Source organism: Leptospira harrisiae (assembly GCF_002811945.1).
Lineage (GTDB): Bacteria > Spirochaetota > Leptospiria > Leptospirales > Leptospiraceae > Leptospira_A > Leptospira_A harrisiae.
Map to the genome: position 1 here is coordinate 274,316 of NZ_NPDX01000001.1, position 26,656 is coordinate 300,971.

21 protein-coding genes are annotated in these 26,656 nt (G+C 35.7%); 7 read left to right on the top strand and 14 right to left on the bottom strand.

Features of this window, described 5'->3' with window-relative positions; translation table 11 throughout:
• Positions 1-6 precede the first annotated feature (6 nt).
• Both CH364_RS01335 and CH364_RS01340 read right to left on the bottom strand, forming a co-directional pair.
• Positions 7-2,424 (bottom strand): PAS domain-containing hybrid sensor histidine kinase/response regulator, encoded by a 2,418-nt coding sequence (locus tag CH364_RS01335; RefSeq protein WP_341476392.1) that lies wholly within the window; start codon positions 2,422-2,424, stop codon positions 7-9.
• A gap of 120 nt (positions 2,425-2,544) precedes the next feature.
• Positions 2,545-3,213, bottom strand: coding sequence for a hypothetical protein (locus CH364_RS01340; protein WP_100741836.1), 669 nt, complete (start codon positions 3,211-3,213; stop codon positions 2,545-2,547).
• Between the two features lie 124 nt (positions 3,214-3,337).
• On the opposite strand from CH364_RS01340, the gene CH364_RS01345 reads away from it, so the two are divergent.
• On the top strand, positions 3,338-5,488 hold the full coding sequence (locus tag CH364_RS01345; RefSeq protein WP_100741837.1) for a tetratricopeptide repeat protein: 2,151 nt from the start codon (positions 3,338-3,340) through the stop codon (positions 5,486-5,488).
• Here the strand turns inward: CH364_RS01345 and CH364_RS01350 are convergent.
• The 5 genes from CH364_RS01350 to pgsB are packed head-to-tail and all read right to left on the bottom strand — an operon-like array spanning position 5,472 to position 9,047.
• Positions 5,472-6,014 carry an LIC_12238 family plasminogen-binding lipoprotein gene (locus tag CH364_RS01350; protein ID WP_207762198.1) on the bottom strand — a complete coding sequence of 181 codons (543 nt, stop codon included), beginning with the start codon at positions 6,012-6,014 and terminating at the stop codon, positions 5,472-5,474. The genes CH364_RS01345 and CH364_RS01350 overlap by 17 nt on opposite strands.
• A gap of 53 nt (positions 6,015-6,067) precedes the next feature.
• On the bottom strand, positions 6,068-6,256 hold the full coding sequence (locus CH364_RS01355) for a hypothetical protein (RefSeq protein ID WP_100741839.1): 189 nt from the start codon (positions 6,254-6,256) through the stop codon (positions 6,068-6,070).
• A 7-nt stretch (positions 6,257-6,263) separates the two neighbouring features.
• The gene (gene pgsW / locus CH364_RS01360) at positions 6,264-7,394 is read right to left on the bottom strand and encodes a poly-gamma-glutamate system protein (RefSeq protein ID WP_100741840.1); all 1,131 of its coding nucleotides are present in this window, start codon (positions 7,392-7,394) and stop codon (positions 6,264-6,266) included.
• Positions 7,394-7,858: a poly-gamma-glutamate biosynthesis protein PgsC gene (gene pgsC / locus CH364_RS01365; RefSeq protein WP_100741841.1), complete on the bottom strand. Its 465-nt coding sequence runs from the start codon at positions 7,856-7,858 to the stop codon at positions 7,394-7,396. The genes pgsW and pgsC overlap by 1 nt, the downstream gene beginning before the upstream one ends.
• Complete coding sequence (gene pgsB, locus CH364_RS01370) at positions 7,851-9,047, bottom strand: poly-gamma-glutamate synthase PgsB (protein WP_100741842.1); 1,197 nt, start codon at positions 9,045-9,047, stop codon at positions 7,851-7,853. Before pgsB ends, pgsC begins: the two co-directional genes overlap by 8 nt.
• Before the next feature lie 84 nt (positions 9,048-9,131).
• On the opposite strand from pgsB, the gene CH364_RS01375 reads away from it, so the two are divergent.
• Positions 9,132-11,528, top strand: coding sequence for a SpoIIE family protein phosphatase (locus CH364_RS01375; RefSeq protein ID WP_100741843.1), 2,397 nt, complete (start codon positions 9,132-9,134; stop codon positions 11,526-11,528).
• A gap of 1 nt (position 11,529) precedes the next feature.
• Here the strand turns inward: CH364_RS01375 and CH364_RS01380 are convergent, their stop codons facing one another.
• The 5 genes from CH364_RS01380 to CH364_RS01400 are packed head-to-tail and all read right to left on the bottom strand — an operon-like array spanning position 11,530 to position 19,027.
• Positions 11,530-11,865: an STAS domain-containing protein gene (locus CH364_RS01380; protein ID WP_100741844.1), complete on the bottom strand. Its 336-nt coding sequence runs from the start codon at positions 11,863-11,865 to the stop codon at positions 11,530-11,532.
• Between the two features lie 44 nt (positions 11,866-11,909).
• Positions 11,910-13,958, bottom strand: coding sequence for a serine hydrolase domain-containing protein (locus tag CH364_RS01385; protein WP_100741845.1), 2,049 nt, complete (start codon positions 13,956-13,958; stop codon positions 11,910-11,912).
• 16 nt (positions 13,959-13,974) lie between these two features.
• The gene (gpmI, locus tag CH364_RS01390; protein WP_100741846.1) at positions 13,975-15,627 is read right to left on the bottom strand and encodes a 2,3-bisphosphoglycerate-independent phosphoglycerate mutase; all 1,653 of its coding nucleotides are present in this window, start codon (positions 15,625-15,627) and stop codon (positions 13,975-13,977) included.
• A 35-nt stretch (positions 15,628-15,662) separates the two neighbouring features.
• Entirely contained in the window at positions 15,663-16,958 is a 1,296-nt protein-coding gene (locus CH364_RS01395) for a hypothetical protein (protein ID WP_243401192.1), read from the bottom strand.
• Positions 16,958-19,027, bottom strand: coding sequence for a TonB-dependent receptor (locus CH364_RS01400; RefSeq protein WP_100743336.1), 2,070 nt, complete (start codon positions 19,025-19,027; stop codon positions 16,958-16,960). Before CH364_RS01400 ends, CH364_RS01395 begins: the two co-directional genes overlap by 1 nt.
• Positions 19,028-19,109: 82 nt before the next feature.
• Between CH364_RS01400 and CH364_RS01405 the strand changes: the two genes are divergently transcribed.
• Positions 19,110-20,111, top strand: coding sequence for an adenosine kinase (locus CH364_RS01405; RefSeq protein WP_165779468.1), 1,002 nt, complete (start codon positions 19,110-19,112; stop codon positions 20,109-20,111).
• A 2-nt stretch (positions 20,112-20,113) separates the two neighbouring features.
• Here CH364_RS01405 and CH364_RS01410 read toward each other — a convergent pair whose 3' ends face one another.
• Together CH364_RS01410 and CH364_RS01415 are read right to left on the bottom strand one after the other, a co-directional pair.
• Positions 20,114-20,512: a response regulator gene (locus CH364_RS01410; protein ID WP_100741847.1), complete on the bottom strand. Its 399-nt coding sequence runs from the start codon at positions 20,510-20,512 to the stop codon at positions 20,114-20,116.
• On the bottom strand, positions 20,509-22,020 hold the full coding sequence (locus CH364_RS01415; protein ID WP_100741848.1) for a PAS domain-containing sensor histidine kinase: 1,512 nt from the start codon (positions 22,018-22,020) through the stop codon (positions 20,509-20,511). Before CH364_RS01415 ends, CH364_RS01410 begins: the two co-directional genes overlap by 4 nt.
• A 32-nt stretch (positions 22,021-22,052) precedes the next feature.
• Here CH364_RS01415 and CH364_RS01420 point away from each other — a divergent pair, with 32 nt between their 5' ends.
• Genes CH364_RS01420 through CH364_RS01435 form a run of 4 tightly spaced genes read left to right on the top strand, consistent with a single transcriptional unit; the run spans position 22,053 to position 26,655 of the window.
• Positions 22,053-22,982 (top strand): ABC transporter ATP-binding protein, encoded by a 930-nt coding sequence (locus CH364_RS01420; RefSeq protein WP_100741849.1) that lies wholly within the window; start codon positions 22,053-22,055, stop codon positions 22,980-22,982.
• Complete coding sequence (locus CH364_RS01425; RefSeq protein ID WP_004786382.1) at positions 22,979-23,710, top strand: ABC transporter permease; 732 nt, start codon at positions 22,979-22,981, stop codon at positions 23,708-23,710. Before CH364_RS01420 ends, CH364_RS01425 begins: the two co-directional genes overlap by 4 nt.
• Positions 23,711-23,713: 3 nt before the next feature.
• On the top strand, positions 23,714-25,585 hold the full coding sequence (locus CH364_RS01430; RefSeq protein ID WP_100741850.1) for a motility-associated ABC transporter substrate-binding family protein: 1,872 nt from the start codon (positions 23,714-23,716) through the stop codon (positions 25,583-25,585).
• Positions 25,582-26,655 carry a hypothetical protein gene (locus tag CH364_RS01435; protein WP_100741851.1) on the top strand — a complete coding sequence of 358 codons (1,074 nt, stop codon included), beginning with the start codon at positions 25,582-25,584 and terminating at the stop codon, positions 26,653-26,655. Before CH364_RS01430 ends, CH364_RS01435 begins: the two co-directional genes overlap by 4 nt.
• Position 26,656: the final 1 nt, after the last annotated feature.

Here is a 26,656-nt window from a genome sequence, read left to right on the forward strand (position 1 = left end):
AAATTGTTATTTTGATTTTTGTTTTTTCAGAATTTCGTTATAAGTATTTAATAAATTTTCTATATAAAATGGTTTTCCAATAAACCCATCCATTCCCACTGCAAAACACCTTTCTTTGTGTTCGTCAAGTACATGTGCGGTAACAGCTAAGATGATAATTTTAGCTTGTTTTGATTTTTCTAATTCTCTGATTTGCAAAGTGGCTTCAAATCCATCCATCACTGGCATTTCACAGTCCATAAGAATCAGATCATATTTATTTTTTTGAAATAATTGTACTGCCACTTCTCCGTTTTCAGCAACATCGAAGTTTATATTATATTTTCTTAAGAGCCCTCCAATTACCTTTTGATTTAAAATATTATCTTCCACTATCAGAAACTTTTGGTTTATAAACAACGATTCGATCGATGAAGATTGGATTCTTGGTGATTCAAAGGTATCGTTTATACTGGAAAAAATAGGATTTTCATAAGGCAAGTGACACCAGAATAAACTTCCTTTGTTTATTTGACTTTTGACCCCAATCGTTCCACCCAGTAACGATGCCAGTCGTTCAGAGATTGCAAGTCCAAGGCCAGTCCCACCATACTTTCGTGAGGTGGATGCATCTGCTTGTGAAAATTTGTTGAATATAAAGTTTAATTTTTCGTTGGGAATACCAATTCCCGAATCTTCTACCTCGATCCGAATCCACTCGTTTTGTTTTTTAAGGCGAAATATAACAAATCCAATTTCGGTAAATTTGATAGCATTCCCCAGTAAATTAAAAATTATCTGTCGGATTCTACCTGGATCAGAATATATAAATTCTGGGACGTCCTTGTCAATTTCTAGTTTTAACTCTATGGATTTGGATTTCGATTCAATTGATAATAAATTAAAAATTTCAGTGACTGTACTTCGGATATCGAATTTAATTTTTTCGATTTTCATTTTTCCAGATTCTATTTTTGAAAAATCAAGAATATCATTCAGGATGATCAGTAAGGATTGGCCTGCAGATCCAATTGTTTCTACAAGAGACTTTTGTTCTTCATTCAGGTTTGTTTTGAAAAGAATTTGAGTGATGCCAATTACACCATTCAGTGGTGTTCTAATTTCATGGCTCATGGATGCCAAAAATTCTGACTTGGCTCGGTTTGCAATTTCTGCAGAATCTTTTGCACGTTCTAATTCTTTTTGAATTTCTTTCGTTAATCCAATGTCAGTTGAAATACCGCAAAGCGCATAAATTTCTCCCGTTTGGTTTCTTAATGGAATTTTGACTGTTAAAAATGAATATGTTTTGTTATCAGACCGGTTATGAATTTCCTCTTCCGCATGCAAAGTTTTACCTTCAAATAAAACTGATCTGTCATTGTTTATTATGATTTTTGCAGTCTCCTTTTCTAAAAATTTTTCATCCGTTTTGCCTAGAATCTCTTCTAGTGGGTATCCAAAAAGACTACAGACTTGTTGGTTCGCAAATAAATATCTTCCGTTTGTGTCCTTTAAATAAATACAAGCGGATACATTGTCTAGAATATCTCTAAGTTTTGATTCACTTTCTATTAGTCGTTGTTTGGTGGATTCTCCTTCTTTGTGTAACTCTTGTAATCTTTTTTGTGTTATATTTAAACTATCTAATATGGAATTTTTGATTAACGTTGGTTTGATTTTTCCTGAAAAATTTCCTTCTCCTAAAAGTGAGATCCTTCGAAACGCATCATCAACACTTCCACCTATGATAGCCACAAGAGATCTATGAGTCAAAAATAAACTTAAAGCAAAAAAGACACCTGCAATAATAAAGATCGTCTTTAACATAAAAACTTTACTTTTTGCATCTTGGATGGCTTTTGTTGTCCGATCGTTTAACTGGTAGTATAAGTCATTAATTGGTTTCATAATTTCCGATTTGGCCCGGAGATAGTTATCATCAAATAATAAGTTAATCGCGCGTGGATTAGATTTTAATCCAGTTTTCATATCTCTTTCAACAATAGACATTGCTTCAAATTCAATTTTTGTTAATTGGTCCGATTTGGTTTTTGATTTTGATAATAATAAAAAATCCGACTCAATGAAATTTGCTTTTTTCATTATATCGTAAATGCTGATTCTTTCGCCTACTTCTGAAGGAGGTGGAAGTTTGTCTGCTATGACAAAGTCCCAATAAGCGTAACCATATCCAGGTGGTCTTGGACGATCCCCATTTCGTATGTCCAAAATCATTTGGAAATATTTTTTATATTTGGGATCTCTTTGGATGACATACAAACGAACTAAGTTTGTAAGTTGGTCTGATGATTGTCTGAGTTCATTTGCAATGCGCAAAGAGTGGTATCGATTTTCCTCCGCTTCATCGATGTTTCGTTCACTGGCAGTATAAAATAAAAAAGCAATGGTAACAAAAACAAAAAGAATAATGTTCGAAAGCAAGTATGGATACAACTTGCCTCTGTTCGTCCAAATTCTTGCCGGCATGGCAAAAGATTAAGGATTTAGTAGCAATGGTAAACAAAAATATTGGCTACGGCTCTAATTATAAATTGAAGAGATTTAGGTTTTTCCTTCCATATAAGCTTGTAGCTCTTGTTGTAAACCTTCTGGAAGACTTAGTCCGCGAGCTCGAATCCTTTCATTGTATTTGTTAAAAGACATTCTATGTTGGTTGGTATTGAGGTAACCTTCTAATGCTACGGCTGCCCAAGGCATAATTTCTTTCACAAAATCATGATTTTCTTCCAGCTGATCACAAAACGGGATAAACAAAGGTCGATTGACCGGCCTACCAATGTTTCGATAAAATAATAAACAATATAAGGTCTCATCGCCAAGGACGGATTCTGTTCGAATTTTTTCTTCTACATATTTTAAATTAATTGTATCCAGATAATCAATGTTAAATGTTTCTGGTGCCAATCTTTTTAATACGAATTTAGAAATCTCTGCTTTTACAAAAGACAAATTAGTGCAATGATTAGGACAACAACTTTGGTCTTTGTGCAGGTCGCATTCCAAAAGCAAAATACAATCGACATCGGAAGTTGGATCGACAATTCCGAAGTTGATTGATCCTAAAAGTTCCAAGCCAACCTCATAACCTTTGCGCGACAACTCCTGAGTGGCAAGTCGAAATGCCTGCATACGTTTTAGGGCATATTTTGTATCATAATTTCGGTATTTGTTTTTTAGGACGAGATACCTTTCGACAATGTTTTTTGACATATGAGATCCAGTTCTGCTGGTCGATTGCCTACAGTGAACGCCAGTCATTCCAAATATACAACACCTTTTGGTTGTTAAAAATTGATTTTTCGCCGATAGTAATATCAGGGAACTATGGCCATTGATGCAGCGGGACAAGGCCCCAAGCGGTCTGGGAAGGGAAAATATTAAAAATATGGAAACTTACTTTCTTTGGAAACTGGGTGAAATTGGTGACTCAGTGAAAAAGGTAAGTCGGTTACTTTTTTCGCCCAGTTACCTTTTGCACTCCCATTCCATTGTAACCCGAATTCTTTTCCTAGTCCTCTGGTCACATTTTGGTTCCGGGAATCTTTTTGCGGGAGAAGAGGATCGGAGAAACCCCTTATCTGGACTCTATTTATCCCCTTTACAAGTAATTTCGACCGAAGAAATCCAAACATTGGATTCTGAAAAACGGATCCCCATTGATGAAGATTCGGGAATTGCCCTTCGAGACGAACCCAAAGCAGTCGATCCCAATGCACAGGATGTGCCCGTAGTTCCTGGCGCTGATATTCCAGTTGATGTTGGTCTTGAATCTGGACCAAAGAATTTAGAAACTAAGATTCGTGAGGCGGAAGGTCTTCTCAAACGTTATTATAGTCAGTTTATTGAAGAAAAGAGGATATGGGAAGATAGAGAAAAGGGTAATGTATATAATTCACGGACGGAGATGAATGACATTCGCCTTTTGTTATGGCAAAGTACTCATAAAAATTCTGAAACTTATATTGTTCGAGATTCACCAGTATTATATAATTTACACATAAGACTTGCTAGGTTGTTTGTTGAGTCTGAAAAATTTGCTCCTGCATTACGTCATTACTTAGCTGCATTTCGATACCATCCATTAGAAATGACAGAAGAAGGGTTTCGAAATGGTGAGTGGCAAAAAGAGGATATCCTTGGATATGATTCATCTTCTGCAAAGGAACATGATCGATTGTATAACGAATGGAAATTAGCAGAACAAAAACTAAAAAAAACAAAAGATGAAATTCATATTAAAGAAAGTAATTGGATCAGAGAAGGAAAAAATTTATCTGATTTGATTCCTCAATCAAAGATTTGGAAAGAGGATGTTCGTATCGCAGAAGAAAATAGGAAATTTAGCAAACAAAAGTATGATGACTCTGTGAATCTCAGGTATCAGGCTTATCTTAATAAACGAAAACAAGTTGAATCCAATGATTTATATGCATTTGCAAATGTTGTTAAAAAATTAGAAGATGATAACAAAGAAAGACTTAAAATTGTTAACAAACTTGGTACTGCTGGTAAAGGGATTTATGTTTTGTTTGATTACAAGAGGAATACTGATTTTTTTGCTTACGAACTAATTTTAGAAAGAGCTTACCGATTATGGAATGAAAATCCGTTGGTTTTGACAGATATTGCAGAACAATATCGTCAAGATGGTAAAAAAGAGAGAGCTGCTGACTTTTTCGAAAAAGGTTTATTTGAACTTTTAAAAATACAGAATCCATCTGAGGAAGAAAAAGAGAAAATTATTAAATCGAACCTACGTTTGGCTACAATTAATGCTGATTTAAAACGAAATATCATCGCTGGTCAGTATTATGAAAAATATTTTAATTTATCTTCTGATTCTACTGATAAAACAAGAGTTTCCTATGAAATTGGCGTTTTTTTCAATTCACAAATTGGTGATCCAGATCGTGCGACTCCATTTTTGGAATATTGGTTGGAACGAAATAGCAAAGACTGGAATCCATCATTGGATGTTGATACTGGGCTTACGGAGTTGGAATCAATTGCATATTATTATCTTAGTAAAAAAGACAAAAAACATAAGCGAAATGAATTGGAACGTAACAAACTTAATATTTCATTTGCTCAATGGAAAAAGTTAGATGAAAAGTTGGTTTCAGCAGAGAAAGAATTAAAAGATTTAATTGAGAAGAAACAGAATCTTAAAAAAGATTTAATGGTAACTACTTTAGATGATATTCTATCGCAATATCGTTTGATGGATTTAAAAATTGAGGACCAAGAAGCCGTCATTCGTGTATTGGAAACGAAAAAAAACAAGGTTCCTTTGATTAAAATTTTGTTTCGATTGGGTGTGTTAGCTGAGGAGTCAAGGGATTTTGTGAAAGCAAAAGAGCATTATGAACGAATCATTAGTGAAGGTGGGGAAACGGATATACGGGTAGCTCTAAAAGAATTGGAACGTGTAAAACGAATTTTAGAAACAGGAAATATTCAGCCACCCATCAACGAGAGTATTTGATAATTTCATCTGTTTGATCACCAGCTAATTCTTGTTCAAGATTTTCCTGTGTATAACCTTCGTCTGGTAATACTCGAAATTTGACTTCATCAACAGTATCACCTTCATATACAATTTTAATTAAGTAATCTCCTGTTCGTAAGAGTGAGAACTCATCTCTAATCGCTAACGAATCAGGTTCCGCTCGTTTTTTCTTAATATCAATTTCTACATAATCTAATTCATAACGATTGAGTGAGATATAAAAGTCAGTTTCTAAACCAGGATTTCTAGAAAATTGGTAAACATAATGAATCGTATCAGTTGGAGAGAATATTAGATCATCTCTCATCATTTTATAATCAGTAATGGTTTGGATGTGTTTTTCCAAAACATCCATTTCTTCCATTTTAGTTGTGGTCCAACCGAATTCACCTTTCGGAACACCGCATTGGATGAGTGCGAATGAGAAAAGGATTGGCAGAAGCGCAAAAAAACGTTTGGAAAAATTCCGAATGAGGGGAGTTGGAACCGAATTCTGTCTCATCTTAGTTTCATTTTCGACAGAATTTCGAAATTGCATTGTAGGAAATTGAACCTTTAGTCTACTATTTTTCCACGATCTGAAATGTCCTTTTCCTTTGGTTTGGTCCAAGAGGTTTGGTTTGGTTGTCCTTCCCTCTGTCTGTTTCCAAAATTTTCTGCAATTTTCGCAGGCAAAATGAGGATACGACTAACCCAACGCAAAATCAAAAAAAGGAGAATCGAAAGGACAATGATTTTCGCCATAAAAACCTCAGCGAGCACGAAGGGATTTGGGAAGATGCCGATCTTCTTCATTTTCGCCCCAGCCGAGCCTCGTAACACCATACAATCCTACTAGGAGAAAAAGGAAAACGGAAAGATAAAGTAAGGGACTATATTCTTCTGAATAAAAAACCCTACCTTCGCCTGGTTTGGGTATTTTTTTAGGAGTTTGGGGAAGCCCAAACTTTCGCGCAAGTGATTCGATTTGAATGAAATTGATTACAGGAATTTCTCGTTCCAAGAAGGATTTGATCACAGAGTTGGGTATATGAACTTCCTCTGGCAAATTGGAAATGAGTCCATTTTTGAAAACTTGCTTTCCGAGATTTGTTCCAAGGATGGTGGTCCCTCCGCCCACATTGATAAACAGTTTGATCGGTTTATTTTGTGATAATTCATCATACAATTTCATTCGTTTTTCGATTGAATCATCAAAATGAGCGGAATCCAACAGTTTAACTTGGTTTCTTTGTAATGCACGATTTAGAAATTCCTTTCCTTCTTTTGATATTCCCATAGCTTTATCTTGAATGCCACCTAGCGATGCATAGCTGGAACGAAAGGAAAAAATTCCGGATGTAACAAGTTCTTTTTCCATATCCAACCAAAGCATTTGTGGATGATTTGCACCAAATTGTGATGCAGAAGCACTTGAAATAATAATTGGTTTGAGTTTTAACGTCTCTAGCGCAGCAAACAAACAAATGTTTAGTGCTGGAAAAGAGCCAGATACAGCAACTGCAACAGTATCACCTTCTTCTAGTTTTGCTTTTTTTAGAAATTGAACCATTACTGCTGCAAAGTTCGGATTAATGGAAGTTTGTTTTGCAGACAATGATCCACTGTTACTTGTCACTGGTGTTAAAAACTCGCCAATCAGTCCTGAGTTGGTTGGGTCTAGTTCTTTATAATCAGGTTTTTTATGTTTAAGAAGCTCTGGTTTTAAAATTTGGAATCCACGTTCGGCAAGTTTTGCTGCATGGAGTTTCTTTTTAAAATAAGACTGTTCCTTTTTTACCTTACATGTTTCGATTAAGAGAAGTCCCAGAATTCCAAGTATCGCTAATAAAAAAAGAGCAATACGAGAATGTTTCCATGGAGACCAATAAATTTTAGTCATCATAATGTTTCTAACTCTGTACCTAAAAGAAAAATAAGGAGAATTTTTACAAATATCGAAGCAAGGATCAGAACAGAAGTTGTTTCTAATACACCTTGCCTTTCATACCAAATAGCAATGAGTCCAGGAATGATAAATCCAATTCCTCTTACTTCTGAAAGATATCCGATATCTATATCTGGTAGAATTTGATAATTAAGGAGATATCCAAAAAAATAACCAAATAACAGTATGAAGACGACTTTTCTTTTCCCGAAAATAAGTAAAAAATTAGATAAAACTTCAACACAAATATAAGAGAGCAATGCGATGAGGAAGGTAAGAGCAATGTTTTTTGGATGATTCAATGAAATCGCGAGATATCCTGGGACTACAAGGCCTGTTCCAAGAATGCCAAACAACTCAGAAAATACTAAGCTTACTACAAGGCTAAGCCCGATGGAAAGAGGAAGAATTTCATTCATTCGTATATTCCGACCTGTTTTTTAAATATAATGATAAGTCCATTCCAAGACCAACTATATTACCAATTCCAAATACCAAAGATTGTTTTGGCAGAATAGAAAGTAAAGATTCAAATATTCCATCTAAACTTAAATGTTCCCAAACAAAGATGGGTATATCTTTGTTTGAGTATGTTTTTAAATATTTAAAAGCTAGGGAAGTAGATGTTCCAATTAATATAACTGCTTCATATCCATCCCAATGAGCAAATTCCTTTGCAAGTTGTCGACTTCGTTCTGGCCGATCTTCCCTAGTATGAAACAGAATGTAACGTTTATTGAATTGTGGATATCGTTCTATAACAGAAGACCAAATAAGTTTTGTGCTATTTGGATCATTTGCTGCCATAGCATTTGCATAGATAAATTCTTTCCCAAAAAAATGAATGGGAGATACTGACAAAGCTCCAGGATCTGGATTAACTTTCCACATCGCTTCTAATGCACTTTGTCTATCTACACCTAATAATTCACAGACCTTCAAGGCTATTGAAACATTTTCTTTGTGTTCCCAATAAGAAAATTTTGCCATCTCTTCATCTGAAATTGTTTGAACGTTTTCATCTTTTAATAAAATTGCCTTTGATTTTCTATCTTCACATACGTTATTTATAAATGGTTCAAATTCAGTTGGACCTGTGACAAGAGTTCCATTGACTGGACAAGTAGATAACAATGATTTTGCGACATCTGACAAATTTGGCCCCATCACTTCAAGATGATCTTCCCTAATATTTGTAATCACTCCAATATTTGATTTTAAAATCTGGCCCTCGCTCGCCCATTGGTAACGAGGCTCTAGAGCCATACATTCAAAAACAACGATTTCTGCTTTTTCACGAGCAGCCTTTTTTAGAATTTTAATTTGTTCTAAAATGGATGGTTTGCCAAACCTAGAGATAGATTCTTCTGAACCGTCTGGGAAAATCATACGTGCCATTGTTCCAGTTGTTTTTGCAAAAACAGACATTCCCGTGGCAGTAAGTCCTGATCGTATAAGTCTTGTTACGCTAGATTTTCCTCTGGTTCCATTGACGTGGATACGGTGTTTGAATTTTTTTAACGTCCGTATATGTAAGATGTATTCAAAAGTATAATAAAGAATTAAAACTAGAATAATGAGGAAAAATAGAAAAGCGTTTGGTTTCATCTGAATTTTTCGGGATGATACATTTCCTTCAAGGGAATGTCATTTGATTGTAACTCAAATCTGAGAAGATTCACGTAGTTTTCTATGAGCATACGTTACAAATTCTTATTAATATTGAGTGTGAGTCAAATTCTTCTTGTAATAGCTCTCACTACCAGCTTTGCCTACCTCTTGCAATCGGTTAAAAATATACCACAAACTCAGCGAGCGGAGGATCTCTCACGAAATTTTCAACGAGAACTGGAATTTAAAGAAGAAAAACTGCGTTTGTTATTAGAAGAAATTACATTTAACTCCCAAACTCGTGGAATTTTGGAAAGAGGACTTACGGATCGGAATGTTCTCTCCAAGGAACTCCCTTACTTACAACAAATTTTGAAAAGATATGGCCTTTCTATTTTCGAAATTGGCGACAACCAAGGAAAGGTTTTGTTTCGTGTGCATCGTCCAAAAGATTTTGGAGATGATAAAAAAAATCAACCGATCATTCGGAATGCACTCAACGGACAATCGACCGCTGCACTAGAAGATGGTCATAGTGGTCTCGGATTTCGTTTGGCAGCACCGCTTTTTGGACGTGGCACCATTCTCATTGGACAAGTTGTCGATGATAATTTTACCAAAACTATTTCGAAAGACAATCGCATTCATTTAGCAATTTTTCAAGCAGGAAAAGTAAAAACGATTGGATCAGGTATGATTCGTTTGGTGATGAATGAAAAACCAGAATTGTTATTAGAAGAACAAAGATTTCATTTTCAAAGTAAACCATACTATTTAGTTAAAATTCCTTATGTTGGCAATTCAGAATCAGTGAAACAATTAGTGTTTCATGTGATGATTGATGAAAACGAAGTAGAATCGAAAACTTGGAAAATTTGGTCATTTTTTGTTGTCGCATCATTAATATTATGCGGTGTCATTTTCCTAATATCCTTTTTGTTTTCTCGTGACATGGTTGAAGCAATTAAACTACTTACTACGGCCATGGTAGATTTAGATCAGTGGAAACCAGAAACTCTGCCAACTCATCGAAGTGATGAAATTGGACAAATGGGAAGGGTTTTTGTTGAAATGAAAGAGGAGTTGTCGGAACACCAAAATCATTTGGAAGAAATGGTAGATCAAAGAACCAGAGAATTAAATGAAACTTTATCTGAGATGCAAAAACTCCAAGATAAACAAGATGGTGATTATTTTTTAACATCACTTCTTATTAAACCTTTGCGCGGTTCATTTTCCAAATCAGAAACAGTATCTATTAAAATTTTTGAAAGACAAATGAAACAGTTCAAATTCAGAAACAAACAATCTGAAATTGGTGGTGATCTTTCGGTTTCTGACTCCATATACTTAATGGGGAAAAAATATACAGTTTTCTTAAATGCAGATGCCATGGGTAAGTCCATCCAAGGAGCAGGTGGAGCTCTTGTGATGGGAACTGTTTTTAAATCGATTATCACTCGAACACAAAAGTTACGTTTTATGCAAGACAGACATCCTGAACGTTGGTTAAAGGAATGTTTTCAAGAAGTTCATAACGTCTTCATTAGTTTTGATGGTCACATGTTACTTTCCGCAATTTTAGGGTTAGTTGATGAAGAAACTGGCACCTTATATTATATCAATGCGGAACATCCTTGGATTGTTTTGTTTCGAGATGGAAATGCAAGTTTTCTCGAAAATGAACATTCATTAAGAAAGATTGGTTTTACTGAAATGAGCGGTGATGAAGTTGTCATTCAAATTTATCCATTACGGCCGGGTGATGTATTAATATTGGGATCGGATGGACGTGACGATTTATTTGTAGGTCAATCTGGCGGAAACAGACTCATCAATGACGATGAAACAGTATTTTTGCGACACGTTACCGAAGGTGGCGGTGATTTAAGTTTAATTTGTAAAGCTATGTTACAATTTGGAGATCTTACTGATGACTTGAGTTTGATGAGAATTGCTTTTTTGGAAGAAGTAGCATATGCTGCAAAAGAATCAACAAAACCTAATGTTTATTATCAAATGTTAGGTGAAGGAATTCAATCCTATCGTGACGGGGAATGGAACAATGCAATTTTTGCTTTAGAACTCGCGTTGGATTCAGAACCAGATGATCTTTATTGTTTAAGAGAGTTATCTAAATTGTATATGAAATCGAAGGATTATGAGAAGGCAATTGAACTTGCTAATCGGTATTTACAATTGAATCCAGGGGACACTGACTTTTTGTTTTATATTGCTTATGCACATAAACAAAGAAGAGACTTTGTTTTGGCCACTGACTTTGCAGAAAGACTCCGATTTCGGGATCCGAAAAATTTTAATAACCTTTTGTTACTTGCAGAGATACTTATGCATCGCAGGGACATTGAACGATCCAAGGAAGTTTTGTTGGCATTGCAGGAAATGGCACCTGAAAATCCTAAATTGATGAAATTAAAAAACTTTTGGAAGAAAATGGTAACTACTTCAGTCAGCTGAGTTATTTGAAGGAATTGATAGCATCTTCCGTACTTTCAAATATTTGAATGACGGAAGATATTTTGGAAATTCGAAAAATTTGCCTGATCGTTTTAGAAACATTAACAATTCTTAGGCCACCGCCTAACTCTGTCAATTTATCGTTTAAAGACATGATCAAACCAAATCCGGAAGAATCAATAAAACTGACCCCTTCCAAATCGAAGATAAATCGATGTTCTTCTTGAGAAGAAGATTCTTTGATCCTTTCCTTGAGTATGCCGGCATTTAACATATCTAAGTTGCCGAATAACTTCAGAACAACAATGCCATCGAATTTTGATTCTGTATATTCCATTGAACCGCTTTGAGAATAGCCAATTTTAGGAATTGGTCAATAGATTAATTCACAAACTTGTCCCATTTTTCTTCAACCGAGATTGATCTAAGAATCCGCCAAATGAGTTTAGAGCCATTTTCCGAATTGGTCATAATGACCACTCCATATCCTTTTTCTGTGTTAAAAAGGGCAAGCGACTTATGTCCCTTTGTATGCCCCCCATGGAAGAAATATTCCGTTCTACCAGTCCGGTTTAAGAAAAATCCATGTGCTACCAATGCATGAACTGTTAGGTTTGCCGCACTCATTTTGGGTGATAAGAGGTATTCTGCAGATTCTTTTGTGAGAAAAGTTGATTTTCCTTGTTTTGCTTTTGCGACTTCTGAAAATAAAAATCCAACTTCTTCTGGAGTAGTCCAAAGGCCACCTGAAGACAACTCAGGTGTGACAAAAGTTTTTTGCGGCAGTATAATTCCTTGTTCATCGTATCCGTCGCAACGGTCATCTTGTTTGTTTAAATTTTGTCGAAAGGTGCTACGTGTCATATGTAAGGGTTGGAAAACCACTTCCGACATAAGGTTTTGAAATGACTTTCCCGTTCGTTCGGTGAGTATTTCTTGTACTATGCTGTAACCACCACCTGAATATCTAGATTTAGTTCCAGGTTTGTAATATAACGTTAGGCCATTTCCTTTAGTTGTATAAGTATCCTTTAATTCGCGTAAGTGTTTTTTTCCCGAGTTGATTGGGTCATCCCAATTTCCCTTTTCATTAAGTCCACTTGTATGGGAGAGTAATAAATCAAGATTTACTAGAGATTTTCTTTTCCCTTTCGGTACGGATACTTTGTATTGTTTTAACTTGCCAATCCAATTGGAGTATAAGTCAAGTTGGTTTTCTTCAACTAATCGAAGTGTTGCGGTCGCAGTCATTGTTTTTGATAATGATCCAGCACGAAAAAGAGTATGTTGAGTTTTTGTTCCATACATTTTTTTCCAACTCAAAGTATGATTCCTGAATACGGCTATCCCTAGGGATGGAACTTTTTCTTCTTTCATCAAATCTTCAATGTAAACTTCGTTTGGAAGGTTTGTTCTTTTTTTAAGATTTAATTTTTTTGCATCAAAAATAATTTCGGTAAGTGCTGATTTAACAGAAGATAAATCACCTTTGCTACTTCCATATGGGCTAATGATGGTGATGAAAATTCTACTTTTTAAATCATGGTATACAAAGTTTGAAATTCCTTTTTCTTTTCCATAAGTCCAATAAAAATAATCTCCAACAAAAATTCCTTCGCCGAACGCAATTGGATCTTCTGAGATAGAATCTGAAAGGACTGTCTTTTTGATAATAGTATCTCTAGAGAGTTTTGAAATTAGTTTTGGTTTTTTTAATTCTTCACTAAATAAAACAAGATCTTCTGGTGTTGAATAGATCCCGCTATTTCCAATTAAAACTTCATTGGAATCAACTGTTGTATTTAACATTTCCAGAGGGACAAAGATTGATCCTTTTAAGTAATTAGCATAGGAGATTCCAGAAACCTTTTCTATAATATAAGATAAAAGGAAATAATCAAGGCGAGTGTACTTCCAGTATTCTCCAGGAGTAAAGGCAGGTTTTAGTTTGGATTCTAAAAATAACCTTTTGATATCATCTCGTTTTAAATGAGTTTTTTCTATATCAAAGTTTGGAAAGAACTCAATGATTTTTGGTAACCCAGAAGTATGACGTAACAAATGGCCAATGGTGACTTTGGAATTAGGAAACCACTTAAGGTGTTTGGAAACAGGATCTGATAGCGAAATTTTTTTTTCTTCTTCAAGTTTGTGTATGGCAAATGAGGTATATGTTTTTGTAGATTCACCTAACGGGAAATTACGTTTTTTATAAAGTTGTAATCTCTTTCTTTTTTTACCTACATAAATGGATTCTCTAAATAAAATATTGTCGTCCTGCGAAATTAGTACAACTCCCTGAAAACCTTCTTGTTTGATTTTTTTTCGAATTTTTTCTTTTGTTTCTTCTGAAAAGGAACCAATTCCGGGTTCAGAACAGTTAAACATGATAAAACTGAAAAGAACCCCGATGATGATCCGAAAGCACATAATGGTTATTGAGAACTTAGTCCCTTACGATTAGACTTGGATGGTATCCTTCTGGTGCTTCAAATCCTAAAAGATCCATCATAGTTGCTGCAACATTCGCTAGACCTTTCTCTTCAAGGTTTTGATTGAGTTGAATTTTTCCTTTAGGATCATAAAGAACAAATTGAACTGGATTGAGAGTATGGCTCGTTTTAGGAACAGGTTTTCCGTCCTTTGCAGTTTCTGCCGTTCCTTTTTTGTTTAGTTGGTACATTTCGTCCGCATTTCCATGATCAGCGGTAATACATAAAACGGTACCAGTTTCATCACAGATTTTTTTTACTCTATCTAAGCAGACATCTAGATATTCTAATCCGCGAACGGTAGCATCCATATTTCCCGTATGCCCCACCATATCGCCGTTAGCATAATTGACTCTCAAAAATGGAAATTTATGTGAAGTCAATGCTAACACCAAATTGTCAGTGATTTCTTTTGCTTTCATTTCTGGCTTTTGATCAAAAGGAATAATGTCTGATTTTACTTCTTCGTAGGTTTCTAAAGTTTGATTAAAGTAACCTGATTTGTTTCCATTCCAAAAGAAAGTTACATGTCCATACTTTTGAGTTTCCGAGAGCGCATATTGTGCAATTCCTTCATTGGCAAAGTATTCACCCATGGTGCGGTCAATTGTTGGAGGAGCAACTAAATACTGTTTGGGGATGAAAAGATCGCCATCATATTGCATCATACCTGCATATTCAATTTTGGGAAATCGTTTCCGATTGAAATTGGTTAATTTTTCTTCAGTAAATGCTCTTGAAATTTCTATGGCACGGTCGCCGCGAAAATTGAAGAATATTACTGAATCGTTATCTTCTACTTTGCCAACTGGTTTTCCATTGGTGTCTGTTATAACAAAACCTGGGAGGTATTGGTCGATGACAGAAGGGTTTTCTGTTCTAAAGGTTTCAATGGCTTCTTTTGCCGATTTAAATTGACGACCTTCACCCTCTACATGATGGTTCCAACCTCTTTCTACCATAGACCAATCTGCATCGTAACGATCCATAGTAAGTTCCATTCTTCCACCACCGGAAGCAATTTGGATATCGACTCCATTTTTGCGGTGAGTTTCTAAATATTCTTCGAAAGGATTTAGATAATCTAACGCTGATTTTTCGGGAACGTCTCTTCCATCTAACAGGATGTGCAGTCTTATTTTTTTGATATTTTCTTTTATGGCATGATTGATGAGAGCTCTTAGGTGATCAATATGGCTATGCACATTTCCGTCTGAAAACAGTCCAAGAAAATGGAGTGTGGATTGATTGGAGTTACAGTTGGATATACATTTTTTCCAAATTGGCCCAAGAAACAAACTTCCATTTTCGATTGATTGGGATACTAGTTTTGCACCTTGATCAAAAATTCTGCCTGATCCTAAAACATTATGCCCAACTTCTGAATTGCCCATGTCTTCATCACTAGGCATTCCTACCGCAGTTCCATGTGCTTTTAATAAAACGGTAGGATGTGTTTTCCAGAGACCTTTTAAGACAGGCATATTTGCTTTTGCTACTGCGTTGCCGTTTTCATATCCTTTCTCTGTGAATCCAACTCCATCTAAGATGATCAGTAAAACTTGTTTGGTCAATGGACCATTTTTTTGTTTTTTTAGAGTTAACATAAATTAGATTCCCCTGTCTTTTTCCATATTGAGATTTATTGAAGATTTTGCAACTGGAAGATATCAAATGGTGTTAGTTCTACAGAACTTGGTATAGGATTTAAAAGTGCGTTTCCAAGATTCGTATCATATACATATATTCCTGGTCGATTGAAGTCAGTAGAACCTACCAACAATTTTCCTTCATTTGTTAATAGTAGGCCAGAAAGACTGATTCCTATATTGCCTGGAATTTGCAAAAGAGTGGCAATTCGCTCCCCAGTTCTTGGGCGAAAGGCTTGGACTGTTTTTGTGAATCCAGCATCGAGCACAGCTGCAAAACCTAATTCCTCATTTTTGATTTGAAACGCTAAAATGTCTCCACCAGCTATCTCCTCAGCAAAAAGACGGTTTGGATGAAATTGTCGAGTGCTTAAGCGAAACGCAATGATACCTGCATCAATTTGGGAAATAAATCCAACACGACCAACGCAAGACAATACTAGGTAAGGTTCGCCGAACAGATTTACTTTTTGAATTTTTGAACTAGGATTTCTATAAGGTATAGTATAAACAGCTCTGATTTGATTCAGGTTCATATCAATTTCAACCATGTAAGAATCAGAGTTAGGTGGTAAGTATCCAGAAACATCATTTCTGTCTAATCGTTGTAACAATACAAACAAACTAGTTCCCTCTTGGATCATGTAAGACGATTCAACAGAACTATCGGGAATTCCAGAAGTGGAAAAGGTTTCCCTGAGTGAGGTAAATGAAACGGCTCCAACTTTAGTCCCGTTGTACCTTGAATAAATCGCCAATTCATCAGAATTATAAAGACTAACAAAATACTTATCATTCCAAACAGAGATGTCTTGTGGGTTTTTACCTTGTCCTACACTAAACTCTTGTTCGGTGAAAAAGCCAAGCTGTGGATTTAATACTTGGATGCTATCGCGATTCAATCGATTGACTATAAAAACTTTATCACTAGTATATCTTCCCACTGCATCCGAGTGAATGGGAATCGAAGTGGGAAATGAGGTTAAAGAGTTTGGTTCGAATGTTTTGAATCTTCCACCACTTGCAAAATCAGAGGTCACAACACCAACGGAAGTGGGAGATGCAGATAAAAATAAGAACTGGAAGAGATTCGGTTTTTCAATTTCCAATTGTGAACAATGGAAATGAAGAAATAAAATGGGAGATATCCGAAGTGCGCATACCACCCGCGAAGGGTTGTATTTGAAATTCAAATATCGTGTGATAGGATATATCCGAAGTGCGTATATCACTCGCGAAAGGTTGTATTTGAAATAAAAATACAGAAAGTAATTGATTGTGCTTAACATTAGAATCGATAACTCCCTGTAAAATAATAACTGCGCCCCGGTAACGGATATCCCACCAAATCCTCTACCCGCTTGTCTGTTAAATTACGAACTTCCAATCCTAAAATCAATTCGTTTCCAGTTTCTAAATTTTTATAAGGTATGTATTGGATATAAAGATTCCAAAATTGCCGTGCGGGTAGATATCCTAAATATTCATTGGTTCTATCTCGAAAGTTGGCACCGATGTATTGGTATTCCAATCCAATTTCGCCAAAATCTTTAAAAAACGCAAGTAAGGCACTTCCTTGGCTTTTAGATCTTAGTGGTAGATATTTTCCATTTAACGATGGTGATTCGGAGTAGTTCCTTGCATCTTGGTACGTATAATTAAAGTTAAATTTGATTCCTTTGTTCCAAATCATATTGTGGCTTGTTTCCAAACCTCTTATGAGTGCTTGGTCTACGTTTTCTGGTCTAAGCGTAAATTGTGAATTTGGTAAAAACAAAATCATATCATAAATTCGTTTTTGAAAGATCGATATATCCGATTGGAATTTCCAATTGGCAAAGGGTTTTGTATTGAGGTAAAAACCAAAATCTCCGTTTCTACTTTGTTCTGGTCTTAATTTGGTGTTTCCAACGATGCTTCCTCGTTCTCCAAATAACTCTAAGAAGGTGGGAATTCGAAAATCTTTGCTAATATTACCGAGTGTACCAAATTCTAAATTTTCTTTTTTTATCCATATGATTTTAATACCAAAACTTGGATTGGTGAATGATTGTTTGACATAAAAAACATCAGTAAGTGGATCTAAAAGTTGGTTTCGAACGCTAGTTTCGTCCTTACCGTAACGATCTGTGTATTTTTCAAAACGAACTTGTGGAACTAAAAATAGTCGGTTAGAAAAAAATCTAATTTCATCTTGGAAGGTAGCACTTAAAGTATCCCTTCGTTTTTTAGGTTCTTTTCGTTCTGTTTCGTGGTTGTATCGTTTTTCATATCGAGTAAAAAACTCTTGTTCTGTTTGGAAAGAAGTTCGAAAAACTTGATTGTATTCTAATAAATATAAAGTGGGTGAGATTTGAAAGCCGTATTGGTTGGTTTTGGTATATGCATCAGGAGTTCCATAACTAAATTCTGATTTGGGATCAAAAAAATCATCTTTTGAAAAATTCCCGTAAGTTTTTGTTTCTAGTGTTAGGTTTTGTAAAAGAAATTCATTTGTTTCTGTTGTGATTGCGGAAGAAATTTTACTGAAAACTCGTTCCACAGCAACTGTCTGTCTGTTCCCTGGACCAGGTAACCCTTGTTTTCTGTGAATATAATCATTTAGAATGTTAATTTTTGTTTTTCCAAATTCAAGAGAGAGGTTTCCCGTAAAACCTGTTTTACGAAATTGTGCGTTTCTGCGAGTGTCAATCGTATCATCATAAGTATTAAACAAAACAGTGCCTTTGTTATTGAGATAACTAAAGTTTTGGTCAGATGTTTCTTGGAGAGCCTGCACAAAATAAGAACCACCGATAAATTGATCCATATGAGTGACCGTTGCTTTTGCAGTTTTGAAACTTCCACCCATCAAGTTGATTCGTGTAATTGGTTTATCAATTTTTGATTTGGATACTAAGTTAATAGATCCACCTATTGCAGATCCTGAAAATCCAGCAGGGGTACCTGATTTATAAATCTCAATTTTGTCTAAATTATCAAAAGGTAAATCTGCTAAATTAATTTCTCCACCCATTGAATTGTTAATGGGGACACCATTCCAATATATTTTTGATTGGTTGGGATTGGTTCCTCTTAAGGATAATGTCGAATAAGATCCAAGTCCTCCATATTGTCTTATCCGAACTCCTGCTTCTCGGTTGAGTACATCGGGCAAACTCATATAGCGCGTGTTTGTTTGAGTTAAATCAATTTCTTTCTGAAAGCCTGTTGGGTTTTTAGCAAAGTTTGAATTTTTTGTTTGGGAGTCAACATTCGCCCGTATCTCCACTTCTTTCGTTTCTTTGTTTTGTGCAAAAATAGTAAAGGGTGCCAAACTAAAACAAAGTAGAATCGTAAATCTGAAATTGGAAACCATTGAGGAGTATTTTCTCGGTACCTGCCAACCTGAAACATGAAAATTGAGTGTCAATTCCCTAAAGGAAAAAAGCATTGTCCCCATGAAGCATTACGACGTATTCGGCGTAGGGAACGCCCTGGTAGATATTATTGCCTTTATCGATCCCAATTTTTTACAAAAACAAAATATCACTAAGGGTGTAATGACACTAGTCGATGAAACCAGACAAGGTCAAATTCTTGCTGATCTCCACGATGAAAAGAAGGAACTTCGTTCCGGTGGAAGCGCCGCAAACACAATGATCGCCATTGCAAACTCTGGTGGAACTTGTTGTTATACGGGAAAAGTGACTCATGATACGTATGGTGAATTTTATAAAAAAGATATGGAAGATGCAGGTGTTTTATTTGAAACAACTCCCGATTCCAAAAGCCATACTGGCACTTGTGTTGTATTAACTACACCTGATGCCGAACGCACTATGTTAACCAATCTTGCGATCTCAACATCACTCGGACCAAATGATATTGACGTAAACAATCTAAAAAACAGCAAATTTGTTTATGTAGAAGGTTATCTTTGGGACGGAGATTCTACAAAAAAAGCAAGCGAACTAACTATGAAAGTTGCTAAGGAAAACAATGTAAAGGTTTCCTTTACTTACAGTGATCCGTTTTGTGTGAATCGTTCTAAGGATGAATTTATCCACCTAACAAAAGAATATGTTGATGTTGTTTTCTGTAACACGGAAGAAGGGTTGGCACTAAGTGGGGCCAATACTGCAGAAGAAGCTGTAAAGTTTATTTCCAATCTTTGTCCTTTGGTCTTTATGACCGCAGGAAAAGATGGTGCTTACGTTGCAGAAAATGGAAAAATTACATTAGTTCCTGGATTTCCTGTAAAACCAATTGATACAACGGGAGCTGGGGATGCATTTGCTGCAGGAGTTTTGTATGGATTGACCCAAGGTTATTCATCACAAAAATCAGCTCGTTGGGGTAATTATGTTGCTTCTCGCATTGTTTGTGAAGTTGGGCCGCGTTTGTCTGTTCGCCTAATGGGAAGACAAGACGAAATTTTGGATGGGTTCAAAGACAAATAGGATTATCGATTTTTTTTTGAATCTTCCCAAAGGGTTTTGATTTTATCAGCGATTTCAAGAGGAGCAAATGGTTTTTCAATCACGCCGATGCCACCTCGTCGCTGGTATTCCAAAATTTCATTTTTTAAAACACGAGAAGTTATGAAGGCAACAGGAATCTCTTTGGTTTCTGGAAAAATTTTTAATTCTTCAATGAGTTCCATTCCATTCATTCCAGGCATCAATACATCTAATAAAATCAAATCAGGTTGTAGGATAATTGCTTTTTGTAATCCCTCTGGCCCAGTTTTTGCGAAACTAATCTGATAATTTGAATTAAATTCCAATGCGATCCGAAGGATTTCTACAATATCTTCTTCATCTTCAACAATTAACACATGTTTTAGTTTAGAATCGGTCATTGATTATATCCTGTTGGAATTGATCCTGGTTTGATAATAGGAAATTCAATTGTAAAAACGGTTCCATTATCATCGGAAGTAAAAAATATTTTCCCCTTCATTGCTTCCACAAACCCTTTGGTGATGGAGAGTCCAAGACCAGAGCCTCCCACTAATTTATCTTTAGGTGGTGCCCCTTGAGCAAACCTATGAAAAAGTCTAGGTGCAAAATTGGGATCAATTCCTGGGCCGTTATCTTTAATTAGTATTTGTGCATATGTGTCTGAAGGGACTACCGTAATATACACTTCAGAAAACTTAGGAGTATATTTCACAGCATTCGATATTAGATTGGTGATACAGTGATTTAGTCTATCTTCATCCACGTAAACAGTAGTGGAAGGAAAGTTTTGATCATAGTTGAGTAGTACATGGTATTGTTCAGCAAAAGTTCTCATTCCATCAACGGAACTTTGTAGAATTTCTTCTAAACGGTAGGTTCTAAATTTAAAATTAATATTTCCTGAGTCCAAAGCTTCGATATCAAGTAAGTCAGTTACAAAACGTACTAATCTTTGCGTATTTTTTCTGCAGATATTCAAAAGAGATTTTGTTTGGTTGGAAAGTTCTCCTGCCACACCCGCAAGTAATAAATCAATTGATCCTTTAATTGATGTTAAAGGAGTTCTTAATTCGTGGCTTACCAAACTAATGAATTCATTTTTTAAGGCTTCTGCTTTTTTTCTTTCTGTGATATTTCGGACAATCGCAAGAACATCATCATCACCCGTTTTTGTAAACCTTGCTTCAAAATATTTTTCTCCGTCGTAGTCTTCAATTGAATATTCGTAGTTCTTAGTTACACCAGAATCTAAAACTTGTTCTAATATAGATTCAATTTCAGAAAGTTTTTTTGTTGGGAAAAGATTTTCTATACGAGTGAATCTTATTCTTCCTTCATGAAGAGAATCCCAACCTTTAAAATCTGGAAATTCTTTATGATCAATGACAGTTCCGTCTTTTCTTATTCCGTATAATTTGTCTGGAAGGGAACTTAGAATAGCTTTGTTTTTGTTTAATACTTGGCTGTAATTGTCCTTCGCATTTTTTTCTGAAGTGATTTCGGTGGCAATGAGAATGGTAAAATTTTCCTGAGGAAAAACTTGTGTCGCAAACCATCCTTTGGATTCCAAAAAGAATTCATCCGACCGGAATGTTTCCTTATTTTTGATGGCATGGATTAATTTTTTTCCAAAATCTGTTTCGTCCAGGTTCGGAAACAGATTCCAAATGTTTTGCCCTAACATCTGACTGGCGGATTTTTCCACCATACCCTCTGCTGTAGAGTTCACATAGGTATAATTTAGGTCCTGATCCAAAACGAAAACGGCATTGGCAGGTGTTTCCAGGATTTTGTCGAGGTATTGGGGGACAAATTTGTGCCAATTCTGTTGCAGAAGTTGCTTTGCATCAAAAAAGCTGTCTTCATCCTTGAAAAAGCTTTTGATTTTTTCCAGAAATTCATTCATAGGTGCAGGTATACGAAAACTAAACCAGAGTTATGATTCAAGTCAGCAATTTATCAAAATTTTACGGCGAAAAACGAGCCATCTCAGGGCTTAATTTCAAATTAGAAAAGGGCGAAATTGTGGGTCTTTTGGGGCTCAACGGCGCCGGGAAAACCACTACAATTCGAATCCTGACAGGGTATTTAATTCCCAGTGCAGGAGATGCTTCAATCGACGGAAAGTCCATCTTTGACTTTCCATTGGAAGCAAAACAGAAAATAGGTTATTTACCCGAAACTCCTCCGCTCTATGAAGATATGACCATCACAGAATACCTTCAGTTTGTTGGTAGGATCAAAAAAATCGATGAAACGAAACTTGTTTCTGAAATTGAAAAGGTTCTTTTAAAAACTAACATTACATCTGTTAAAGATAAGTTAATTGGAACTTTATCTTTAGGTTATAGGAAAAGAGTGGGTATCGCCCAAGCAATCCTCGGAGATCCTGAAATAGTGATTATGGACGAGCCAATTTCAGGTCTTGATCCAAAACAAATTGTAGAGATCCGTAATTTAATCAGGAGTCTTGCTGGAGATCATACAGTTTTGATTTCCAGTCATATCTTAACTGAGATCTATAAAACTTGTGATAAGTTTTTATTTTTACATAAAGGAAGTTTAAAACAGGAACTTTCTCTATCAAGGTTAGAAGAAGAAATGAATCGACTTGCTGGATGGGAAGTTGGATTATCTGGAAAGGTCGCCTCTGAACTTCATACATTCGTGAAATCGGTAATAGGTGAAACAGATACTGTCACTGAACTCGGAACCAACAAAGAAGAAATTCAGTTTTTGGTTCGCACAACGAATCCAAAACAATTCAAAGAATCTTTGTTTTCCAAAGCTTTAGCTAGTGGAATACAAATTGAGTCTTTAAAAAAACAAGAAGTGTCATTAGAACAGATTTTTATGGAGAAGATATGAACTGGCAAACCGCTGTTTGGATCTATAAAAAAGAATTACGATTATTTTTTGGAACTTATATGGGGCCTTTGGTTCTGGGAGGAACTGCATTTCTGAATGCACTCTTCGTGATGATTCTAAATTTTAACGGAACTGCAAATTATGAAATTGCAACTTACATCACTTTCATTTCCTTTATGACAACAATTCTTATTGCAATGGTAATTATTTCTATGGGATCCATTGTAGAAGAAAGAAACAAAGGAACTTTGGAATTACTATTTACATCTCCTGTTACAGATTTGGAGATTGTGTTTGGTAAGTTTCTTTTTGGTGTTACAGTTTGTGGGATCATTACCATCTTTATCAATGGACTCTTTCCATTGTTATTATACTCATTTTGGAAAGCTCCGTTTTACATGGTAGCCTCTGGAAGTGTCGGTGTGTTTTTGTTAGGTGTATTCACTTTTACAATTGGTATGTTTGGATCAAGCCTCGGCAAAAACCAAATGATTTCACTACTGATTTCAGTTTTAATCATTTTGACTCTTTGGGTTGTGGGATATTTTTCACATCTTTTCCAAGCAACAACGAGAAAGGTACTTTTCCATTTGCATATTTTTTCTCATTTTGCTGCTTTTGCAAAAGGTGTTGTACCTCTGACAGGCATTGTATTTTTCCTTAGCGGAACATTTTTGTTCTTATATCTTACCGTAAAGGTCTTGGAATCCAGGAGATGGAGGGGATAGACCATGTTTTTAACCGCAGATAGAATTTTACCATTTGTAAGTTTACTTTCTCTTTTCGCTTATTTCTTGTTTGATGGGATGGTTGTAGATCCCAAAAGAAGAATTATTTTTTTTGGTGTAATCTTTTTATTCTTAGCCTCTGATACCATCGTTCGGGCTTTTTCTAAAGGATTACGGAAAGAAGACCAAAATCGTTATATTGCTGCTGGCTTTGGGATTGGCGCATTTTTATTATCTGTTTTGCGCGATTTTTTGGATTTAAAACCAGTTGCTGGGTTTAATGAAGAAGTCAGTGCGATTCCTAAAGTAAGAGAATTTCTTTTGCTCTGTGTGGTTCTGTTGTCGATTGTATTTCTCCTCCAAATCATATTACTTGAGATAGGGAAGTCATCACTAGAAGCACAAAGTAATTTAGCTAAATCAAAAAGTTCTCTATTACAAAATGCTGTATTAGGTTTTTTATTTGTTCTTCCTATTTTAGTTGCTGTTAACTATTTTGCGATCAAACGAAATTATAACTTTGATTTGAGTAGCCAGGGAAAATTTTCTCTTTCCCAAATCTCTAGAAATCTAATCAAACCTATCACTAAAGATGTTACGATCACTGCATTTTATCCTCGTCCTTTGGAAGCTGATGGACCAGCAAACGGTGATAAGTTGGCTGCATTTGCCCTCACGCGAGTCCGACCTGATATTGAAATTCTATTGGACCAAATTAAAGCAGAAAACTCACATATAACGGTTCAGTTCATTAATGCCGATGTGGAAGTAGATTTGTTGAAAGAGTTTGGACAGGTATCCAATGGAACTATTTTTGTTCGTTCCCAGAAACAATCCTTACTTACATCAGGAACTCCATTTGCAGAAGAAAGAGTGATTGCCAAAGAAACAAAGGATTTGGAAGACCTGGAACGTAAGTTAGTGGGTGCGCTTCTCAATGTCACTACCGAACAGAAAAAAGTTTATTTTACCGTTTCTAACGGGGAAAGATACGGAATGTCTTTCAAAGCTCTTCCGAATGAACAAGTAAACCGGTTTGTTTCTTCTTTACAGTTTTTAAATTTTAAAGTTTCAGAACTCGGATTTGCACAAGGTTGGCCATCCAAATTACCAGACGATGCTGAAATGTTGGTTGTTCTTGGGCCAACTGTGCCTTTTTCAAAAGAAGCAAAAGAAGAACTGACTAAATTTGTTTTAGAAAAAAATGGAAAACTTCTTATCACGATGGAACCGCAAGGGAACGAAGATTTTAGTTGGTTACTAACAAAAGCAGGTCTTAAATTTAAATCCTCTCAATTAATTGAAAGAGAAGAAAAACCTGGGTTCGTTGTCGCAAAACGTTTTCCTGACAACAGACTCACCGATTTACTTCAGAAAAAAGATATGGGAATTTTATTTCCTTACGGTGGTTACTTGGAATCGGATGCAACCATCCCATCTCCTTATTCATTGAAGTCAGAAACATTATTAGAGTCTGGTTTTGAAGCTTATTCTGATGATAACAAAAACGGAAAGTTGGATTCAAACGAAAAACGTGAAAGTAAAATTCTCTCTATCGTACTGACACCTATGTCTTTAACCAATGACAAAGCAGGAAAGATTATTTTACACACAGGTACTTCTTGGATTACGGATCAGTTCATTCCGTATGCGATGAACTCACAGTTTTCAACTGTTTCGATCACTGGACTATTCCAAGATACGGCAGTTGCCGAAATCCCACTTAAAAAAGAAGAATTAGATACTATTTCTCTTTCCGACAATCAAAAGTTAGTTGCTTGGGTGATTGGAGTGTTTTTATTTCCAGGATTCATTTTAGCAGTGGGATCTTACTTTGTATATTCAAGACGAAAAAGTTCTATGATTGAAGTATGAAACAGAAAATTAGTTTAGTAGTCGTTGCCTTTATTGGATTGTTTTTACTTTTTTACTGGATGGAAGACCATCCAGAGAATATTTCTGAAACCAATTTTTGGAAAGAAGATTGGAAATCCATTCAATACATACCGCCGAAACCGGATTGGTGTGGTGTTATGGAACCAAAGTTTGCAGAAGAAACGATGGTGTTTCGCAAAATCCCTCGTGGATGGAACCTAACACCTCTTTATACTGTCAGTTTTTCAAAAGATGGAAAAGATTTTTCTTACGAAGCCAACTACAATGTAAAAAATAGTTTTTCAGAACTAAGTGTTCTTAAAACGAAGTTGATAGAAAAATCGACTCCCGAAATTCAAAAGTCTTACTGTTTGGGAATGAGTTCTCCATCATTAACTTTATCCGAAGAAAATGGAACGGAGATTGAATTTTCAAAAGACAAACAATTGTTTTTTGGGAAAAAAATTGGATCGGATGAAGGACGTGTGTCTGTTTTGGTCCATGATGAAGTCATAGCTCCATATAACTACTTGATTGAAAAGTTTCGCACACCGAACACTAATTTCCGTGAAAAAATGTATGTTACATTTAATGATGGTTATCTGAAAGAGCTTTCATTTACCGGCCAAGTTGTGAATGTAAAGGCAGAAAATCGTGCCAAAAAGAACCAATACAATGTTTATGTAAACGATTGGAGTCGAACCACTGGTGAACGGATTGTATTGCCACCGGACGTGGGAAACCAATGGGAATCAGTGGTTAAAGGATTAAAAGTAGAATTTTATATCGATGAAACGGGTGCACCGGCGTTTCCTGAATTGACAACCACACAAGATCCAGAAGCGGTATTGAATGTAACACAATCGGAAGGAATCAAATACCGTCTTTCATTTTATCCTCTTTGGGAATCCGATTCTGGAAAATGGCGTCCCGTACGTCGGGAATTATTGCCTTATTTTTCTGAATCTATCACTTGGATGAGAGAAGAATCCTTCCAAAATTTGGTGAATGCCGTCATGAAAGTGAAAAGTGCTTCCCGGTACGAGCGTCCCAACCAGAAAATCCAATAAG

Excerpts from the sequence above, each read along its gene's own strand:
- CH364_RS01340 (WP_100741836.1), bottom strand. The coding sequence starts at position 3,213 with ATGTCAAAAAACATTGTCGAAAGGTATCTCGTCCTAAAAAACAAATAC.
- CH364_RS01430 (WP_100741850.1), top strand. The coding sequence starts at position 23,714 with ATGTTTTTAACCGCAGATAGAATTTTACCATTTGTAAGTTTACTTTCT.
- CH364_RS01355 (WP_100741839.1), bottom strand. The coding sequence starts at position 6,256 with ATGGCGAAAATCATTGTCCTTTCGATTCTCCTTTTTTTGATTTTGCGT.
- CH364_RS01435 (WP_100741851.1), top strand. The coding sequence starts at position 25,582 with ATGAAACAGAAAATTAGTTTAGTAGTCGTTGCCTTTATTGGATTGTTT.
- CH364_RS01405 (WP_165779468.1), top strand. The coding sequence starts at position 19,110 with ATGAAGCATTACGACGTATTCGGCGTAGGGAACGCCCTGGTAGATATT.
- CH364_RS01420 (WP_100741849.1), top strand. The coding sequence starts at position 22,053 with ATGATTCAAGTCAGCAATTTATCAAAATTTTACGGCGAAAAACGAGCC.
- CH364_RS01385 (WP_100741845.1), bottom strand. The coding sequence starts at position 13,958 with ATGTGCTTTCGGATCATCATCGGGGTTCTTTTCAGTTTTATCATGTTT.
- CH364_RS01395 (WP_243401192.1), bottom strand. The coding sequence starts at position 16,958 with ATGTTAAGCACAATCAATTACTTTCTGTATTTTTATTTCAAATACAAC.
- CH364_RS01350 (WP_207762198.1), bottom strand. The coding sequence starts at position 6,014 with ATGAGACAGAATTCGGTTCCAACTCCCCTCATTCGGAATTTTTCCAAA.
- pgsB (WP_100741842.1), bottom strand. The coding sequence starts at position 9,047 with ATGAAACCAAACGCTTTTCTATTTTTCCTCATTATTCTAGTTTTAATT.
- pgsW (WP_100741840.1), bottom strand. The coding sequence starts at position 7,394 with ATGACTAAAATTTATTGGTCTCCATGGAAACATTCTCGTATTGCTCTT.
- CH364_RS01400 (WP_100743336.1), bottom strand. The coding sequence starts at position 19,027 with ATGGTTTCCAATTTCAGATTTACGATTCTACTTTGTTTTAGTTTGGCA.
- CH364_RS01425 (WP_004786382.1), top strand. The coding sequence starts at position 22,979 with ATGAACTGGCAAACCGCTGTTTGGATCTATAAAAAAGAATTACGATTA.
- CH364_RS01380 (WP_100741844.1), bottom strand. The coding sequence starts at position 11,865 with ATGGAATATACAGAATCAAAATTCGATGGCATTGTTGTTCTGAAGTTA.
- CH364_RS01345 (WP_100741837.1), top strand. The coding sequence starts at position 3,338 with ATGCAGCGGGACAAGGCCCCAAGCGGTCTGGGAAGGGAAAATATTAAA.
- CH364_RS01410 (WP_100741847.1), bottom strand. The coding sequence starts at position 20,512 with ATGACCGATTCTAAACTAAAACATGTGTTAATTGTTGAAGATGAAGAA.
- gpmI (WP_100741846.1), bottom strand. The coding sequence starts at position 15,627 with ATGTTAACTCTAAAAAAACAAAAAAATGGTCCATTGACCAAACAAGTT.
- CH364_RS01375 (WP_100741843.1), top strand. The coding sequence starts at position 9,132 with ATGAGCATACGTTACAAATTCTTATTAATATTGAGTGTGAGTCAAATT.
- CH364_RS01415 (WP_100741848.1), bottom strand. The coding sequence starts at position 22,020 with ATGAATGAATTTCTGGAAAAAATCAAAAGCTTTTTCAAGGATGAAGAC.
- pgsC (WP_100741841.1), bottom strand. The coding sequence starts at position 7,858 with ATGAATGAAATTCTTCCTCTTTCCATCGGGCTTAGCCTTGTAGTAAGC.